Source organism: Stenotrophomonas capsici (assembly GCF_034961085.1).
Classification (GTDB): Bacteria; Pseudomonadota; Gammaproteobacteria; order Xanthomonadales; family Xanthomonadaceae; genus Stenotrophomonas; species Stenotrophomonas capsici.
Map to the genome: position 1 here is coordinate 1 of NZ_JAYFUH010000214.1, position 1,928 is coordinate 1,928.

Genomic DNA, 1,928 nt, shown 5'->3' on the forward strand with positions numbered 1-1,928 from the left:
TGGCCTGCGTCGGTGATATCCACAGGGTATTGAGTGCGTCGCGCGAGGGCCGCGCGCAGGTGGATGGCGCGCCGGTGCAGCCCGGCGACATCGCCGTGCTGGTGCGTTCGCACAAGGAGGCCGCGCGTATCCAGCAGGCCCTGGCGGCGGTGGGTATCCCGGCGGTGGCGGCGGGCAAGCAGAGCCTGTTCTCCAGCGCCGAGGCGCACGAGGTGCGGCTGCTGCTGCTGGCCTTGCTGCAACCGGCCGACGAAGGCCGGCTGCGCGCCGCGCTGTCCACCGTGCTGCTGGGCGAGGATGCCGCCGCGATCGCGGCGATGGAGCACGAGGGCGACCGCCAACGCGCGCACCAGGAACGCCTGCTGCAATGGCGCGAGCGCTGGCAGCGCGGTGGCGTACTGGCACTGCTGTCCGACCTTGCCGCCGAGCAGGCCGAACGCCTGCTGGCGCTGGTCGATGGCGAGCGCCGCCTGACCAACTATCTGCAGCTGGGCGAACAGCTGCAGGAAGCCAGCAACCGCAGCATCGGCCTGCATGGCCTGCTCGACTGGCTGCAGACACGCATGGCGCACGCCGATGAAAGCGACGAGACCCAGCTGCTGCGGTTGGAATCGGACGCGCGCCGGGTGCAGATCATCACCCTGCACAAGAGCAAGGGCCTGGAGTACCCGCTGGTCTACCTGCCGTTCGTCGGCATCGCGACCAACGCGCCGGATACGTCCAACCACCGCACCGTGCACGACGGTGCGCAGCGCGTGCTGCATTGGAAGATCGACAAGGACGACCCGCAGTGGAAAGCCGTCGGCCAGCAGGTCAGCGCCGAGGAGGAAGCCGAAACCGCGCGCCTGCTGTACGTCGGCCTGACCCGCGCCGAGCATGCCCTGTGGATAACCGGGGGTGCACTGACCGGCCTGGCGTCCTCGCGATTGGGCCCGATGCTGCAGGACATGGCCGCGCTGGGCGCGCACGCGGATATCCACATCATTGACGGTGGCCCGCATGGCCTGCCGCCGCGCCTGCCCGCCGAGCGTGAGCAGGCGTTGCCGCCGGTGCGCGCGGTGCAGCGCGTGGTGCCGCACGACTGGTGGGTGTACAGCTTCACCCAGCTGGCGCATGCCGACGGCGGGCAGGACACCTCCGCTGCGGCCACCGAGGAAAAGGGCGGCGCCTCCGACGAACCGGCACAAGTGGACGTGGAAGCCGAACCGGCCGTGGTCGACACGCCGGCCGAGGTATTCGACCCCCGCTTTGCCGGCAGTCGCTTCGGCAACGTGCTGCATGCCGCGCTGGAGAACGTGGACTTCGCCGCCTGGGGGCACTGGCAGGCCGGCGAGGCTGCGCCGGACGGGCAGGGCGCCGTCATCGCCAAGGCCCTGCGCGACGACGGCTACGTGGAGGAAGACATCGCCGACGGCGTCAGCCTGCTGACCGGCCTGATCGGCCAGACCCTGACCGTGACCTTGCCCGAGGGCGGCGCGCTGCATTCGCTGGCCATGGGCACGTACAGCGCCGAGATCGAATTCCACTTCGCCATGCAGGCCACCACCGTGCCGGCCCTGTTGAGGGTGCTGCATGTGCATGGCGTGGTGCGTGACCGCCACGGCTTTGGCCTGCGCCGCCAACTGGAAGGGCTGATGACCGGCAAGATCGACCTGACCTACGTCCGCGACGGACGCTGGTACGTGCTGGACTACAAATCCAACCGGTTGCCGGACTACGCGCCCTCGCAGCTGGAAGCGGCGATGCAGCACAGCGAGTACGACCTGCAGGCGCTGATCTACACCGTGGCCCTGCACCGTTGGCTGCGGTTCCGCATCGGTGCCGGTTACGACTACGCGCGCGACTTCGGCGGCATCCGCTACCTGTTCTGCCGCGGCCTGGACGCCAGCCGCACGCCGTCGCCGGGGTTGTACGCGCACCGTTTCGCG

General features: G+C 69.8%; 1 protein-coding gene. It reads left to right on the top strand.

The features are described from left to right. Positions 1-1,928, top strand: a 1,928-nt coding sequence (locus VA603_RS11530) for a 3'-5' exonuclease (protein WP_323438930.1), incomplete at both ends; no start/stop codon positions are given.